This is a genomic window from Streptomyces sp. CO7, from assembly GCF_053474865.1.
On record NZ_JBRIOU010000006.1, the window covers coordinates 293,869 to 308,473 of the forward strand.

General features: G+C 73.6%; 14 protein-coding genes. 7 read left to right on the top strand and 7 right to left on the bottom strand.

The window, feature by feature from the left end; all coding sequences use genetic code 11:
• Positions 1 to 288: 288 nt before the first annotated feature.
• Both ACOV8S_RS22840 and ACOV8S_RS22845 read left to right on the top strand, forming a co-directional pair.
• A complete protein-coding gene (locus ACOV8S_RS22840) occupies positions 289 to 2,025 on the top strand; it encodes an alpha/beta fold hydrolase (RefSeq protein ID WP_448319881.1) in 1,737 nt (578 codons plus the stop codon).
• A 225-nt stretch (positions 2,026 to 2,250) separates the two neighbouring features.
• Complete coding sequence (locus tag ACOV8S_RS22845; protein ID WP_448319883.1) at positions 2,251 to 3,657, top strand: PP2C family protein-serine/threonine phosphatase; 1,407 nt, start codon at positions 2,251 to 2,253, stop codon at positions 3,655 to 3,657.
• A 239-nt stretch (positions 3,658 to 3,896) separates the two neighbouring features.
• On the opposite strand, the gene ACOV8S_RS22850 is transcribed toward ACOV8S_RS22845, so the two are convergent.
• Complete coding sequence (locus tag ACOV8S_RS22850; protein WP_448319885.1) at positions 3,897 to 5,393, bottom strand: DNA-binding protein NsdB; 1,497 nt, start codon at positions 5,391 to 5,393, stop codon at positions 3,897 to 3,899.
• A gap of 234 nt (positions 5,394 to 5,627) precedes the next feature.
• Here ACOV8S_RS22850 and ACOV8S_RS22855 point away from each other — a divergent pair, with 234 nt between their 5' ends.
• A complete protein-coding gene (locus tag ACOV8S_RS22855) occupies positions 5,628 to 6,752 on the top strand; it encodes an aminoglycoside phosphotransferase family protein (protein WP_448319887.1) in 1,125 nt (374 codons plus the stop codon).
• Between the two features lie 216 nt (positions 6,753 to 6,968).
• Positions 6,969 to 8,957 carry an N-acetylmuramoyl-L-alanine amidase gene (locus ACOV8S_RS22860; protein ID WP_448319889.1) on the top strand — a complete coding sequence of 663 codons (1,989 nt, stop codon included), beginning with the start codon at positions 6,969 to 6,971 and terminating at the stop codon, positions 8,955 to 8,957.
• A gap of 126 nt (positions 8,958 to 9,083) precedes the next feature.
• On the opposite strand, the gene ACOV8S_RS22865 is transcribed toward ACOV8S_RS22860, so the two are convergent.
• From ACOV8S_RS22865 to ACOV8S_RS22890, 6 genes are all read right to left on the bottom strand, one after another.
• Positions 9,084 to 9,581, bottom strand: coding sequence for a hypothetical protein (locus ACOV8S_RS22865; protein WP_351115973.1), 498 nt, complete (start codon positions 9,579 to 9,581; stop codon positions 9,084 to 9,086).
• Between the two features lie 45 nt (positions 9,582 to 9,626).
• A complete protein-coding gene (locus tag ACOV8S_RS22870; protein ID WP_448319891.1) occupies positions 9,627 to 10,559 on the bottom strand; it encodes a universal stress protein in 933 nt (310 codons plus the stop codon).
• A gap of 157 nt (positions 10,560 to 10,716) precedes the next feature.
• A complete protein-coding gene (locus ACOV8S_RS22875) occupies positions 10,717 to 10,959 on the bottom strand; it encodes a DUF397 domain-containing protein (RefSeq protein ID WP_448319893.1) in 243 nt (80 codons plus the stop codon).
• 98 nt (positions 10,960 to 11,057) lie between these two features.
• Entirely contained in the window at positions 11,058 to 12,578 is a 1,521-nt protein-coding gene (locus ACOV8S_RS22880; RefSeq protein WP_448319895.1) for an acyl-CoA synthetase, read from the bottom strand.
• A gap of 146 nt (positions 12,579 to 12,724) precedes the next feature.
• Entirely contained in the window at positions 12,725 to 12,916 is a 192-nt protein-coding gene (locus ACOV8S_RS22885; protein ID WP_448319897.1) for a DUF2795 domain-containing protein, read from the bottom strand.
• A gap of 70 nt (positions 12,917 to 12,986) precedes the next feature.
• Positions 12,987 to 13,361, bottom strand: coding sequence for a ferredoxin (locus ACOV8S_RS22890; protein WP_108955763.1), 375 nt, complete (start codon positions 13,359 to 13,361; stop codon positions 12,987 to 12,989).
• A 90-nt stretch (positions 13,362 to 13,451) separates the two neighbouring features.
• Between ACOV8S_RS22890 and ACOV8S_RS22895 the strand changes: the two genes are divergently transcribed.
• From ACOV8S_RS22895 to ACOV8S_RS22905, 3 genes are all read left to right on the top strand, one after another.
• Complete coding sequence (locus ACOV8S_RS22895; protein ID WP_448319899.1) at positions 13,452 to 13,859, top strand: ChaB family protein; 408 nt, start codon at positions 13,452 to 13,454, stop codon at positions 13,857 to 13,859.
• Positions 13,860 to 13,926: 67 nt separating this feature from the next.
• A complete protein-coding gene (locus ACOV8S_RS22900) occupies positions 13,927 to 14,292 on the top strand; it encodes a DUF6479 family protein (protein ID WP_448319901.1) in 366 nt (121 codons plus the stop codon).
• Positions 14,293 to 14,343: 51 nt separating this feature from the next.
• On the top strand, positions 14,344 to 14,605 hold a 262-nt coding region (locus tag ACOV8S_RS22905; RefSeq protein WP_448320127.1), incomplete at its 3' end, for a hypothetical protein.

Below are 14,605 nucleotides of genomic sequence, written 5' to 3' on the forward strand. Positions count from 1 at the left end.
GTCCTGGCCTCGGCGCGGTGCCCGCGAACCTCGGCGCGGTGCCCGCGAACCTCGGCGGTGTGCCCGCGAACCTCGGCGGTGTGCCCGCGCCGTGCCGGTGTACCTCGACGCCGCGGCCCGCGAACCTCAGCGGGCTGCCCGCGAACCTCGCGCCGCGCCCGCGAACCGCAGCGGGGTGCCCCCCGAACCTCGCGCCGTGCCCGCGTACCCCGGGCGGGTCGCGTGGACGGGCGGGGAGTGCGCGGCGCGCCTATCGTGGGCTGCGGCCGTCCACCCCAGGAGGCTCGCATGCAGGGACCGTGTTCCATACGCGTCGCGGCCAAGGCGGCCGCGCTGGCCGTGCTCTGTACGGCACTGCCCGCCGCTCCCGCCGCGGCGAGGGCCGAAGCGGCGGATCCGCCGCAGCGCCTGAAGCGCTTCTACGACCAGCGGGTCGTCTGGCACTCCTGCGACGCGGAGGAGGCGCCGCTGGACCTGCAGTGCTCGGCGGTCGCCGTGCCCCTGGACTACTCCCGCCCGGGCCGCGGCACGATCCGGCTGGCGCTCGCCCGTTTCCGGTCCACCGCGGACCGTCCCCGCGGGTCACTGGTCCTCAACTTCGGCGGTCCCGGCGGTGAGGGCGTGGGCCGGCTGGCCATGGCGGGCAAGGACTTCATGCCGCTGGCCGAGGAGTACGACGTGGTCACCTTCGACCCCCGTGGGGTGGGCCGGTCCTCCCCGGTGACCTGCGGCGAGACCGCGTACTCCGGCTCCCCCGGCTCCTCGGGCCTGCCGCCCGGCTTCCCCGGCTCCCCCGGTCTCCTCGACCCCCCCGGATCTCCGCGCGACGACGCGCGGGACGAGGCACGCGGCGAAGCCGGGAACGACGCCGGGGACGGGGCGGGCGACACGGAGGACGACGGGCCGGACGCGAGCGCCTCGCCCGACCAGGTCGCCGGCGGTGACCCCCACCCCTACCTGCGCCGGCTCCAGGAGGTCGCCGAGGCCTGCGCGGCGAGTTCCGGACCGGTGCTGGAGCACATGGGCACCGTGGACGCGGCCCGGGACATGGACGTCATCCGCCACGCCCTCGGCGACCGCCACCTGAACTACCTCGGGTTCTCCTACGGCACCCGGCTCGGCGCGGTCTACGCGGCCCAGTTCCCGCGCCGGGTGGGGCGGTTCGTCCTGGACGGCGTCGACACCCTCACCGAGCCGCCCTTCGAGCAGGCCCGGGCCGGCGCGGCGGGCCAGCAGGCGGCTCTGGAACGCTTCCTGGCCTGGTGCGTGCGCGACATCGCCTGTCCCTTCGGCCGCGACGCCCGCACCGCGCCCCGTCAGGTGGAACGCCTGGTCGACACCCTGGACGCGCACCCCGTGCCCACGGCCGGAGGCCTCGGTTTCAGCGGGCAGGAGCTGGTGGCTGCCCTCGGTCAGGCCCTGTACAGCCGCGCCCTGTGGCCGCCGCTCGAGAGGGCGGTGTCCGACCTGGTGGAGTACGGCGACCCGCGGGGTCTCCAGGGGTTCACCCAGGGCGCCTTCGCCCCGCCGGTGTTCGGTCCGGACGCGGCGCGGCGGCCCGAGCAGCCGGTGCCGCTGGACAACCCGCCGGCCGCCCTGCTCGCCGTCAACTGCGCCGACGCCCCCGAGCGTCCGTCCGCGGAGCGGATCGCGGCCGGCCTGGACGCGATGCGGGCGTCCTACGAGAAGGCGTCCCCGGTCTTCGGCCGCTACCGGCTGGCCGAGGCGCTGATGTGCTACGGCCGGCCGGCCGGAACCGACTTCGTCCGGGAGAAGGTCCGTGACCTCAAGACCCCCCGGATGCTGCTGGTCGGCACCCGTGGCGATCCCGCGACGCCGTACCGGTGGACGGTCGAGACGGCACGGCGGCTGGGTTCCTCCGCGGTGGTCCTGGACAACCGCGGCGAGGGGCACACGGGCTACGGATCGTCACGCTGCGTACAACGGACGGTGGAGGCTTTTCTCGTCCATGGCGAACTGAAGGGCGGTTCCTGCCCCGCGGAGGACCCGGAAACGGGAGACTGACGTTCCGCCAGCACACCAGTACTAATCCCCAACTACCCGTGTCACAAGAGACGTTGGTCCCGTTCTCTGGGGCAGAAGGCCCCGGAAAGACTCTGACATATGCCAGAAGCACCACTCCATCGGGTGTTGCCATTCCCCTTACAGGCAGTGGCGAGCTGTGCGAGAGTCGTATCCGGTTCACCGACCGGCCCCGGCCGTACCGTCTCCTCGACACCGGAGTTCGTCATGCCGTCCCATCTGTCCGCGGATCACTCCGCCGGCCGCTCGCCCCGCGGCGACGGCCCGGTGGAGGCGCTCATCACGCGGACGCGGCAGCTCAGGACGGACATGGACGCGGTCCGCCGCGACGTCGAGAGCGACGGCACGAATCCCGCGGACCGGTGGCAGCGCGCGTTGTACGACCTCGCGCTGCACCACCTGGAGGACCTCGACGAACATCTGGCGCAACTCCGCGAGGGCCCTCCGCCCGCGGCCGGTTCCCCCGAGGCGTTGCCCGCCTCGCCGGCCGCGGGCGACGCCGGGGCCGCTTCGGCCCCCGGCCGGATCGGCAGCGCGGAGTGGGAACTGCTGACCGACGAGGTCCGCTGGTCCGCCGAGTTCTACGAGATCCTCGGCATGGACCCCACCGCCCAGGCCCTGACCCTCGACGAGCTGCCTTCGCTGGTGCTCGACGAGGACCGGCCCCGGCTGACCGTCATGGTGACGGACTGCCTGGTCGACGGCCGGCCGATCGACGGCGAGTTCCGGATCACGCGTCCGGGCGACGGCAGGGTGCGGACCGTGCACATGAAGGGCGAGCCCGTGCTCGACGCCGACGGCAACACCGCCTCCATGTGGGCGGTGCTGCGTGACGTCAGCGAACTGCGCCGTCACCGTAGGGCGGTGAGCGAGACCCGTGACTCGCTCGGCCGCTCCCGGTCGGCCCGGTCCGGGCAGGGGCTCGTGGTCGAGCCGCAGGAAGCCTTGCTCCCCCCGTGGCACGGCTCCCTGCGGCTCCCGCGACAGGGCGGGCCCGGCTCGCTGGAGCTGGCGGCGCGCCGGCTGCCGCCCTCCTCCTCCGGCACGCCCGCGGGCGGCGACTGGTACGACGCCTGCGAACTTCCCGACGGCGAGACCCTCATCGGTTTCGGCACGCTCATGGGCGAGCCGTCCGCGGTGGCCTCGGGCACGGCGATGCTGATCGGCGGCCTGCGGGGCATGGCCCTGGCAGGCGCCGCCCCCGGACAGCTGACCGCCTGGCTGGGCGACCTGCTGAGCACCGCCCGGACCGCGTCCGGTGCGCCGTCGCTCCTAGGCCCCGCCCTGTGCTGCCGCTACCGGGCGCCCGACAGGACGCTCAGCTGGGCCGGCGGTCCCGCCCCGGTGCTGTTCCGGGACGGGACGGGGCGGGCGCTCCGCTCCCCCGCCGGGCAGACGGGGACCCGGCAACGGCTGGAGGCGGGAGACCTGCTGGTCCTCCACACGGCAGGACTGCTCGGCGCCGCGGACTGCGAGAGCCGGCTGACCGGGCTGGCGGAGAGCCTCCTGCAGGAACCGTCCACGCAGGGCGCGGCGCGGATACTGGCGGAGGAGTTCGACGGCGACCTCCGTGACGACACGGCAGGCTTCCTCGTGGCCCGGGTGCGGGACTGAGGGACGGGCCGACGGCCCACTCCGCGCACGACGAAGCCCGGCCCGGCGCACCACGAGTTCCGGCGCCGCGCACAGTCTCGCCGCCCACGGCCGCAGCGCAGCCGTACGACGGGCCTCGGCGCGCGCCACCGCCGGCGCACACCACTCCTTCCGCCCCCTGAACGACGCGCGCCCTGGGCGCATGCCGCTGCGGGGAGCCACTCCCACCGAGGGGGTGTCCCCACCCGCTCAGAACCTTCTCAGACCGCCGCGCCGCTCCCCGGCCGCTTGGGCTTGGGCTTGGGCAGGGCGAGCTGGATCTCCTCCCGCAGCTCCTCGATCTTCGGGTAGCTCGCGTACTGACCGGTGAGGCGGTACATCTGCCGGAGCCGGTCCCAGGTGCGGTGCGAGGAGTTGTTTCCCATCGACACCAGGGCCAGCCGCGCGTACCGGTCCGCCTGCTCGGGATCGTCGGCGATGAAGCAGGCCGAGGCCATGGAGAGCCAGTCGAAGATCTTCGAGCGCTCCCGGCCGTTCGCCCTGAGGTCCAGCGCCTGCTTGGCGTGGTTCTGGGCCAGCGCCGCCGCGGAGGGCTCGTGCTCGGCGAGGGTGCGGTAGGCGAGCGCCTCCATGCCGTGCAGGTCGGCCTCGTCGAACATCTGCATCCAGCTGGGCGGGGCCACGTCCCCCTTGTCGGAGACGAAGAGGTCCTCGGCCTGCCCCAGGGTGCGGCGCATGGCCTGGCCCTTGCCCATGGACGCCTGCGCCCACGCCTCGATGGTGTGCAGCATCGCCCTGGTCCGGGGCAGGACCTCCTCCCCCGCGCCGGACTTGGCCAGCTTCATCAGGTCCAGGGCGTCGTCGGGCCGGCCCAGGTGGACCATTTGACGGGCCGCCCGGGAGAGCGCCTCGCCGGCCCGCGGCCGGTCACCGCCCTCGCGCGCGGCGTGGGCCGCGATGATGAAGTACTTCTGGGCGGTGGGCTCCAGGCCCACGTCGTGCGACATCCAGCCCGCCAGGACGGCCAGGTTGGCGGCGACGCCCCACAGCCGGCGCTGCAGGTGGTCGGGGTGGTGGTAGGACAGCATGCCGCCCACTTCGTTCAACTGGCCGACCACCGCCTTGCGTTGGAGGCCGCCTCCACGCGAGGCGTCCCAGGCCCGGAAGACCTCGACGGAGCGTTCGAGCTCCTCGACCTCCTCGGAGCCCACCGGGGCCGCCTCGTACCGGTCGAACCCGGCCGGGTCCGCCCGCAGCAGTTCGTCGGTGCCGGTGCCGGGTTGTTCGGCCGTCAGGGCCGGGTCCGTGTTCAGCCACTGGTGCATGGCGCTGTGCAGCGCCGATCCTGCGGTGAGCGCGACGCCCGCGCCCACCAAGCCGCGTCGGTTGAGCATGAGGTCCATTCCCGTGAATTCGGTGAGGACCGCAGCCGTCCGCTCGGGCGCCCACGGCAGACCGTCGGGATTCTCCTCGCCGCGCTGCCGTTTCCCCGTTCGCCCTTGCCGGACCAGTCCGAGATCCTCGATGGTCACGACACGGCCGAGACGCTCGGTGAACAGAGCCGCCAGCACCCGCGGCACCGGATCGCGGGGAATCTCCCCCATGTCGATCCAGCGCCTCACCCGGGAGGTGTCGGTCGCCAGCTGCGGGTGGCCCATGGCCGCCGCCTGCCGGTTGACCAGCCTCGCGAGTTCGCCCTTGGTCCAGCCGACCAGGCCGAACACGTCCGCAAGGCGGGTGTTGGGTTGTCCGCTCACGTCAAGCCCCCAGGTTCTCGGCTGACTTGACATTAACGCGGGCCAAAGTGCCAAGCGACTATTCGCCAGGGTTCGCCAGGGGTCGCCAGTTGTCAGCCACGCCCCTGGTTGCGGTGGAGTAGAAGTGCGCCATCCCGCCCCGGTTCCTCACGGGGGCTCTCCCCAGGGTGCTCCCCGGGGGCCGGGGCGGATGGTGCGGTACCTCTCCTTGGCACACGAAGGGAACCGTCTCCCATGTACGCAGTGTCGTCCTCCGTGTCCGCCCCGCTCCGGCCGCAGACCCGCCCGGGCGCCGGCCCCTTTCTCGATCCGACCCGCCCGGTGCAGCCCTCGGGCCCCAGGCTGCGGCGGATGCCGCCCCAGGGCAGCGGGACGCTCAGCGGACGGCTCGACCTGTCCGGTCCGCAGGGCGCGCAGCTGCGGACCGCCATCGCCTCCGTGCACCGCATCTGCCCCGAGTTCGCCCCCGTCCAGGTGCTGCGGCGTACCGGGCGCTCCGTGCTGCTGGTCGGGACGACAGGGCGCACCAACGCGGTCGCCAAGGTTTTACTGGACGACTCGCCGGCCTGGGCCGAGCGGATCAGGCACGAGATAGCTGCATACCGGTCCTTCGTGCGGCACCGGCCCCCCGTGCGGGTGCCGAGGCTGATCGCGGCGGATCCGGACAACTGCACGCTGGTCATCGAGCGCATGCCGGGGCGGGCCGCCGCCTTGCACCGGCACCCGGCGGAGACCCCGCCGCGGGCCGACGTGCGGGCGGCGCTGGGCGCGATCTGCCGGCTCAACGCCTGGCGGCCTCCGGCGGGCACCTTCTCCGCGCCGCTGGACTACGCGGCGCGGATCAACCGGTACCACGCGCTGGGCCTGCTCACCGACCGCGACCTGGGGGACCTGCAGAAGCTGCTGCACGGCATCGCGCACTCGTCGGGCAGGCAGGGGATGGGGCAGTTCTGTCACGGTGACGCGCTGCTCTCCAACATCCTCGTCTCGCCGACCGGGCCGGTGCTGGTGGACTGGGAGCACGCCGGCTGGTACCTGCCGGGCTACGACCTGGCGACGCTGTGGACGGTGCTGGGAGACGCGCCGGACCTGCGACGCCAGATCAGCCAGCTGGCGCAGCAGCAGGGGCCGGCGGCCCGGGACGCCTTCCTGGTCAACCTGATGCTGATCCTGACCCGGGAGATCCGTACCTACGAGACGGCCGTCCAGCGCACGATGCAGGACCTCGCGCCCGCGCCGGTGGCGGCCCCGGCGGGCGCGATCCCCACCGGGGAGGAGCAGCGGCTGCTGCTGCGGCGGCTGCACGACGACGCCCAGATGGCGCGGCGGGCGGTGCGGGCGGCGGTGGGCACCCGCTGACGCGATGTCGGCGCCGCGGTGACGCCTCGGGGCCCGGTTCGCCGGGCCTCGAGGCGTTCTCCCGTTGCTCCGGCGCCTTCCGACGGAGGGTGCGGGCCAACCGACACAACTTTGTTGCATGCGCACGTCATTGACGGGGCGGCAGGATACCGATATCCCTGACGCACATCCGCCCCGCTCACCCCGTACGCGTACAGCAGTCCCCGGGAGGACGCTTTGCGAGGATCCGCCACCGCCCCCACTCCCCCACCGAAGGCCGGGCGTCCGTCGCGCCGGCGCACGGCCGGAGCCGTCGCCGCGGCGGCTCTGCTGCTGCCTCTGCTGGGAGCCGCGCCCGGGGCCCAGGCCGCGGAGGGGCCGCTGAGTGACGCGTTCGCCCGGGCCGCCGCCGAGTACGAGGTACCGCGGAGCGTGCTGCTGGGGGTCTCCTACCTGGAGTCCCGCTGGGACGCGCACGCCGGACTGCCCAGTGTCTCCGGCGGCTACGGCCCGATGCACCTCACCGACCTGTCCGGCGCCCTGGCCGAGGCGCCGCACCACAGCGACGGCGCGGAGGATCCGCGCGGTGACGAGGCGCGGCCGCTGGTGGTCCCGGAGGCCGCGGGCGCCGAGGTGCCCGAGGCGTCGGAGCTCCCCGCGCGCCTGCGCACCCTGGACGCCGCCGCCGAGCTCACCGGGCTGCCGGCCGACGAGCTGCGCGAGGACCCGGCGGCCAACGTGGAGGGTGGCGCGGCCCTGCTGGCGCGGACGCAGCGGGAGCTGGGGCAGCCCTTCAGCGAGGACCCGGCCGACTGGTACGCCGCGGTCGCCCGGTACTCCGGCGCGCAGGACAGCGCGACGGCCGCGATGTTCGCCCAGGACGTGTTCTCGGTGATCTCGTCCGGCCAGGAGCGGGTGACCGACACCGGCGAGCGGATCGTGCTGACGGCCGACCCGCGGGCGGTGGCGGACCCGGCGCAGCTGGAGCGGGCCGGGCTGCGGAAGCTGGACCAGGACGGGACGGAGTGCCCCGCGACGCTGGCCTGCGAGTGGATCCCGGCGCCCTACCAGCACCTCGGCGGCGACGACCCGGGCAACTACGGCAACCACGACCTGGCGAACCGCCCCGAGGACCAGTCGATCGACTACATCGTGGTCCACTCCACCGAGGCGACCTGGGACACCACGCTGATGCTGGTGCAGCGCCCGAACTACCTGGCGTGGCACTACTCGATCCGTTCCTCCGACGGTCATGTCGCCCAGCACGTGAAGGCCCGGGACGTCGGCTGGCACGCGGGCAACTGGTACGTGAACGCGCACTCGATCGGTGTGGAGCAGGAGGCGTTCCTGGCGCAGCCGGACGCCTGGTTCACGGAGTCGCTGTACCGTTCCTCCGCCCGCCTGGTGAAGTACCTGGCGAAGCGGCACGACGTGCCGCTGGACCGGCAGCACATCCTGAGCCACGACGCGATCCCCGGGGTGACCGCCGCCAACATCCCCGGCATGCACACCGACCCCGGCCCGTACTGGGACTGGGCGCACTACTTCCAGCTGATGGGCGCGTCCTTCCACCAGAACGCGAACCCGCACGACGACGTGGTGACGATCCGGCCCGACTACGCGTCGAACCGGCCGGTCTTCACCGGCTGCGAGCGCGCCGGGGTGGCCTGCGCGCCGCACGGCTCCAGCGAGGTGCGGCTGTACTCGGCCCCGTCCGAGGACGCTCCGCTGGTGAAGGACATCGGCCTGTACCCGAAGAACGAGGGCAGGACCACGATCGGGGTGAACGACGTGGGCGCCCGCGCCTCGACGGGTCAGCAGTACGTGGTGGCGGAGCGGGCCGGCGACTGGACGGCGATCTGGTACCTGGGACAGAAGGCCTGGTTCCGCAACCCGGCGGAGCAGCGGACGGCGGTCCCGACGAAGGGCCTGGTGGTGACCCCGAAGGCCGGGCGTGGGTCGGTGCCGGTGTACGGGCGTGCCTACCCGGAGGCGTCGGCCTACCCGGCGGGGGTCCCGGTGCAGGCGCTGGCCCCGCTGCCCTACCGCTTCGAGGCCGGTCAGCGGTACGTGGCGGGTGACCGGTTCCACCCGGAGTACTTCTGGAACACGACGTACGGCGGCCGGGGCACCGTGGTGCGCGGACAGGACGACTACTACCAGATCCAGCTGGGGCACCGGGTGGCCTTCGTGAAGGCCTCCGACGTGGACGTCGTCGCGCGCTGACGCGTCTGCCGTGACCCGCGTGCCGTGAGCGGCGCGTCCGCCGCGGGGCGGACGCGGAAGGGGCCGGACCACCGAGGTGGTCCGGCCCCTTCGTACGCCGGTCGTGCCCGGCCGGCCGCCGGCTGCTCAGCCCTGGCGGAAGAGCTCGGCGGGCAGCGGCTTGAGGAGCGCGTAGAGGTCCTCGGTGATCGGGCGGTCCCAGGAGGCGATGGTGACCAGCACGTTGTCGCTGCGGTCGAACTGCACGCAGGAGATCCGGCTCTCGGAGAGCTTGAGGCGGCGGACCACGAGCAGGTTGTCGCCCTGGAGCACCGGGACGTCCTCGGAGCCGACGACGGTGACCTCCTCGTCGTTCTCCAGGGCCAGCAGCAGCTGGGCCACCTCGAACGGCACCTCGTCCTCGGTGACGTCACGGGCTGGCGAGCCCTCGGGCAGGTTCCCGATGATCATCGCGGGTCCGCGGTTGCCGAACAGGTCGTAGCGGAGGAAGACGCCCTGGCAGCTGCCGTCGGGCGCGGGCAGCAGACCGGCGCCGAGGTTGCCGGGCCAGTCGCCCGGGTCCATGGCCAGTACGTCGAAGTCGGGCCCGGCGGGCGTGGCGCTGCGGCGGCGGAGGAACGACATGCCGCAATGGTACGTGGCCCGCCGGGCTTCACGGTGTGCGGGAGTTCACTCCCGGCCGGTGCCCTCGGCCGCGGGGTGGGCCGTTTCTCCCTGCGGGTGCGGGACCACCACGGCCACCGGCGAGGCGGCGTGCAGCAGGACCGCCTGGGTGACCGAGCCGACCATCCGGGTCGGGACCAGGAGCCGCCTCTGGTGGCGGCCGACCACGACCAGCTCGGCGTCCCGGGAGTGGGCGACCAGCCGGCCCGCCGCGTCCCCGCCGTCCACGGCGAGGTCGACCTCGACGCGGGGGTGCCGCTCGCGGAGCGGGGCGAGCCGTTCCTCGGCGAGCGCCCGCGTCTCGGCGGCGACGCCGGCCTCCTCGATCACCGGCAGCGAGAACTCGCCGGGCACCGCCCACATCTGCGGGGGCCAGGGGTAGACGGCGACGGCCTGCAGACGCACCCGGCGCAGCTCGGCCTCCGCGAAGGCGAACTCCAGCGCGGCGTCGCCGGCGTGGTCGACGCCGAGGCCGACGACGACCCGGGGTCCGACGGAGGCGTCGGTGAGCTCCTGCGGGACCTGGCGTCCGGGCCGCGGGACGACCACCACCGGGCAGTGGGCGTCGCGGGCGGCGGCGATGCCGGTGGAGCCGAGCAGCAGGCTGGCGAAGCCGCCGCGGCCCCGGGAGCCGACGACCAGCAGGGAGCCCTCGGTGCTGACCTCGGCCAGGACGCTCCCGGGGCTTCCGACCCGGCTCAGGTACTCCACGTCGGGACGGCCGCCCACGCGCTGTTCGATCCGGGCGCGCACCTGGTCGAGGACGGGGTCGTCGGCAGTGTCCACCGCGACGAACTCGGGGGGCGCCCAGGCCGGGTACTGGCGCACGTGCAGCACCCGCAGGGGCACGCCCCGCATCAGCGCGGTCAGCACCGCCCATTCCAGCGCCCGCAGGCTGTCTTCCGATCCGTCGACCGCTGCGATGACCGGCAGGGTCATGGGGTCCCTCACCTCCGGAGTTCGGCATTCCACTGTGCCCGCCCAGCCTCGCCCAGCGGGCGGGGCCGGTGCGGGAAGCGGTGGCCGAGTGTCCGGAATTGGCGGCGGAAACCCTCCTGCGGCCCTCCGGTGCGGGATCGGGGCCTGCCGGGCCGCCTCAGGTCAGGTCGAACTCGCCCTTGCGGGCGTCCGAGACGAAGACGCCCCACTCGTCGGGGGTGAAGATCAGGGACGGACTCTCGGGCCGGCGGCTGTTGCGCATCGCGATGAATCCCTCGACGAAGGCGATCTGGACGTCTCCGTGTCCGCGGCTGCTGGAACGCCATTGGGCCTGGCTGAGGTCGAGGTGCTCCGGCTTGTCCCATCCGGTGCGCCGCTGCTGGGTGGTGCTGTCGGCCACGTCCGTGCTCCTCCCGTTGGGGTCGGCGGTCAGCCTACCGACCGGTCGGGGTCGCCGACAGGCCCCGTGCCGCGGCGGGCGCGGCACGGGGCGGCGGTTCAGGCGCCGACCGCGCCGTGGCGGTCGCGCAGCTCGCGCTTGAGGATCTTCCCGCTGGCGTTGCGCGGCAGTTCGCCGACCAGGACGACGCGCTTGGGCGCCTTGAAGGATGGCAGCCGCTCCTTGGCGTGGGCCACGAGCTCCTCCTCGGTGACCTCGCCCCGGCGCACCACGAAGGCGGTGACGGCCTCGATCCAGCGTGCGTCGGGCAGGCCGACGACGGCCACCTCGGCGACCTCGGGATGCGTGTAGAGGGCGTCCTCCACCTGCCGGGAGGCGACCAGTACCCCGCCGGAGTTGATCACGTCCTTCACCCGGTCGACGATGGTGTGGTAGCCGTCCGCGTCGCGCACGGCCAGGTCGCCGGAGTGGAACCAGCCGTCGCGGAAGGCCTCCTGCGTCTCCTCGGGCTTGTCCCAGTAGCCCTCGCACAGTTGCGGGGAGCGGTAGACGACCTCGCCGGGGGTGCCGTCGGGGACGTCCTTGCCGTTCTCGTCGACCACGCGGGCCTCGACGAAGAGGACGGGGCGGCCGCAGGAGTCCATCCGGCCCTCGTGCTCGTCGGGCCCGAGCACCATGGCGAGGGGGCCGATCTCGCTCTGCCCGAAGCAGTTGAAGAAGGCGAGGCCGGGGAGGCGTCCACGCAGCCGCTCGAGGACCGGCACGGGCATGATGGAGGCCCCGTAGAAGGCCTTGCGCAGCGCGCCGAGGTCGCGGGTGGCGAAGTCGGGGCGGTTGGCGAGGGCGATCCACACCGTGGGCGGGGCGAACACGCTGTCGGCGCGGCCGGTTTCGAGCAGGTCGAAGAGGCGGTCGCCGTCGGGGGCGTCGAGGATGGTGTTGCGGGCGCCGACGGCGAGGTAGGGCGGCAGGAAGACGTGCATCTGCGCCGAGTGGTAGAGCGGCAGCGCGTGCACGGGCCGGTCCTCGGCGCTCAGGCCGAGCGCGGTGACGGCGCTCAAGTACTCGTGGACCAGGGCGCGGTGGGTCATCATCGCGCCCTTGGGCAGTGCGGTGGTGCCCGACGTGTAGAGGAGCTGGACCAGGTCCTCGGCGTGCGGTCCGGGACCGTCGTAGGGGGCGGTGGAGGCGAGGCGGCCGAGCAGCGAGTCGTCCGCGTCCCGCAGGGCGAGGACGGGCACGTCCTGCGGGAGACGGCCGGCGAGCGCGGGGTCGACGAGGACGAGGGCGCTGCCCGACTGGCCGAGCAGGTACGTCAGATCGTCGCCGGTGAGGTTCTGGTTGACCGGAACGTGCACCAGGCCGGCGCGGGCGCAGGCGAGGTAACCGATGAGGTAGGCGTCGGAGTTGTGGCCGTAGGAGGCGACGCGGTCCCCGGGCCGCAGCCCGTGCGAGCGCAGGACGGCGGCCGCCCGGGAGACCGCGTCGTCGAGTTCGGCGTAGGTCCACGACCGGTCCGCGTAGTCGACCGCGGTCCGGTCCGGGGTGCGGCGGGCGCTGCGGCGCAGGACGGCGTCGACGGTACTGGCGTTGCCGCTGCCGGCGGTGGTTCGGCTCATGGCGCCGATCCTGCGTGCGGGCTGCGGCGCAGGTCAAGAGGCCGGTGGGCACACGAAAGGCCCGTCGGCTCCGGCGCCGCTCGGGGAGCGGGTGCCGCGCCGACGGGCCGTGGGCCGGGACTGCGGCCCTCGCACCGTCCGGTGGGTCAGCCCTTGAACACCGCCTTCTGCACCTCGTTGGGGCCGTCGAAGCTGTCCTGGCGGAGGCTTTCGAGCTTCTCGACCAGGGAGCCGTCGGCGTGGTTGCTCCGGGCACGGTCGACGAGGGACTTCTTGTCCGTCGGGTAGTCCATGCCGCTGAGGGCCTTCTGCAGTTCGATCGGGTTCGGGTCGGCCATGATGTGCCTCCTCGGAGGTGGTCCTGTCCGGGAATCGCGGGCCCGCGCCGGGCGGCGAGCGGTGGCCCCGCTAGGCGGCGAGCGTGGCGAGGAACTCCGTGCACGCCTCGGCGCACAGGCGGCAGGCCTTGGCCGCCTCCTCCGCCCCGGGGCAGGCGTCGAAGACCTCTGCGCACTCCAAACACACGGTGCGGCACCACTCCACCTGCATCCGCAGCCCGGCCTCGTCCAGTCCGGTCTGCTCGGACAGCACGCGGCAGGTCGCGTCGCACACCTCGGCGCACATGATGCCCTTGCGCCGGGCGCGGTCCTGCGCCTCGGTGCCGTCCGGATCCATGAACCCCGCGCGCAGGGCGCAGGCCCTCGCACACTCGGTGCAGGCCTGCGCGCAGGCGAACCGGTCCTCCAGGAACCGGTACAGCTCGTCCTGGGATGCGCTCGTCACGTGGCCCGAGTTGCCCCCGCCCGCGGTGTCAAACGCCTGGCCCCGGGCACCCGGCGTCCAGGAGAGCGACGGAGGGAAGGAGTGGTCCGCTTGCCCGGCCGTGAGGAACTGCCGTCCACCTTGGAGCGCTCCTCCGAGGAGGCCCGGCGCACCTGGATCAAGGCGCACGACTCCGCCGTCGACGAGTACGGCGAGGGGGAGCGCGCCCACCGGGTGGCGTACGGGGCGCTGAAGCACACCCACGAGAAGGTCGGCGACCACTGGGAGCGCAAGGAGGGCGGCCGCAAGGGCCCCTCCGACTCCCGGTCGGCGCGGCCGCGCGGGCAGGGCGGGCGCAGCGCCGAGGGAGTGGACGAGGCCGCGACCAAGGAGCACCTGTACGGGCTGGCGCGGCGGCTGGAGATCCCCGGCAGGTCGCGCATGTCGCGGCCCGAGCTGCTCGACGCGATCCGCCGGGCGAACCGCTCGCGGACCCGCGCCGCACGAGAAGGCGAATGACCGACGTACCGGCAGCAGAGACGCCGCGCATCGGTTCATATCAACCGATTGAGGGTAGATAGTGACCATGAGCTATGAATGGGTGGATTTCGCTCTGGAAGAGGGACAGATCGGCGGCCTCGCTCCGTTCATCCTCGGCGCGATCGTTGCCGCGGCGCTGATCGGCGCGGTCGTCTTCGGCTGGCGGGTCCGCCAGCGTGAGCCGCGCAGGCCGACGCCGGAGGAGCAGCCCAAGATGCCGCCGGGCGGTCCGGTGCGGGAGGACCGTTCGACCAGGGACGCGGACGACGTTCCCCGCACGGACCACGACCGGCTCACGCCGTACCAGCTCGACCAGCAGGGCACCGTCCCGTCCGAGGAGGAGCCGCCGCGCCCGCGCTGGAACGAGGGCAGCAGCGGGGGCTTCGGCAGCGGGGGCGGCGGCCACCGCTGACCCGAGGCCGATGTCCTGCCGTACCTTCACGCAGGAAGCGAGTGAGTGACCATGGACCGTTCCGGCCGCGAGGGCCTTCCCCTGTCCGACTACGACCAGCTGCCGCTCGGCTCCCTGGAGAGCCGCATCCGCTCGCTGACGTCGGACCAGGTGGAGAAACTGCTGACCCACGAGAAGGAGCACGCTCACCGCGTGCCCGCCACCCAGGTGCTGTCCGCCCGGCTGGATCAGCTCCGCAACGGCGCCGAGCCGACCGGGGGTGACCCGTCCGGGCTCCGTCCGGAGGCCGGTGGCACGCCGGGCGGCTCGCCGG

Coding starts and splice junctions, on each gene's coding strand:
- ACOV8S_RS22840 (WP_448319881.1), top strand. CDS start 289: ATGCAGGGACCGTGTTCCATACGCGTCGCGGCCAAGGCGGCCGCGCTG.
- ACOV8S_RS22845 (WP_448319883.1), top strand. CDS start 2,251: ATGCCGTCCCATCTGTCCGCGGATCACTCCGCCGGCCGCTCGCCCCGC.
- ACOV8S_RS22855 (WP_448319887.1), top strand. CDS start 5,628: ATGTACGCAGTGTCGTCCTCCGTGTCCGCCCCGCTCCGGCCGCAGACC.
- ACOV8S_RS22865 (WP_351115973.1), bottom strand. CDS start 9,581: ATGTCGTTCCTCCGCCGCCGCAGCGCCACGCCCGCCGGGCCCGACTTC.
- ACOV8S_RS22870 (WP_448319891.1), bottom strand. CDS start 10,559: ATGACCCTGCCGGTCATCGCAGCGGTCGACGGATCGGAAGACAGCCTG.
- ACOV8S_RS22880 (WP_448319895.1), bottom strand. CDS start 12,578: ATGAGCCGAACCACCGCCGGCAGCGGCAACGCCAGTACCGTCGACGCC.
- ACOV8S_RS22885 (WP_448319897.1), bottom strand. CDS start 12,916: ATGGCCGACCCGAACCCGATCGAACTGCAGAAGGCCCTCAGCGGCATG.
- ACOV8S_RS22900 (WP_448319901.1), top strand. CDS start 13,927: ATGAGCTATGAATGGGTGGATTTCGCTCTGGAAGAGGGACAGATCGGC.